At 66.9% G+C, this 278-nt stretch carries 1 protein-coding gene; it reads right to left on the bottom strand.

Annotated features, from left to right (window positions below; genetic code table 11):
* Positions 1 to 19 precede the first annotated feature (19 nt).
* Positions 20 to 278: 30S ribosomal protein S11 (gene rpsK / locus CKO33_RS13300; RefSeq protein ID WP_200182701.1), on the bottom strand; the 259-nt coding region annotated here is incomplete at its 5' end.

The raw sequence follows: 278 nt of genomic DNA, 5'->3' as shown, positions 1-278 counted from the left end.
CCTTTGCTCTCGGAGTGGGTCAGACGCGGCGGCGCTTCGGCGGGCGGCATCCGTTATGCGGAACAGGGGTGACGTCGGAGATCGGGCCGATCTCCAAGCCGACAGCCCCCAGGGAACGGATGGCAGTCTCACGACCGGAGCCGGGACCCTTAACGAAGACGTCAACCCGCTTCATGCCATGCTCCATGGCGCGACGTCCAGCAGCCTCAGCGGCCATCTGAGCGGCGAACGGGGTGGACTTACGGGAGCCCTTGAAGCCGACAGTGCCGGCAGAGGCC

It is taken from the genome of Ectothiorhodospira mobilis (assembly GCF_016584115.1).
In the GTDB taxonomy this organism is placed as follows: Bacteria; Pseudomonadota; Gammaproteobacteria; order Ectothiorhodospirales; family Ectothiorhodospiraceae; genus Ectothiorhodospira; species Ectothiorhodospira mobilis.
The sequence above is the reverse complement of the archived record's forward strand: the minus strand, read 5'-3'. Positions and strand labels throughout refer to the sequence as shown.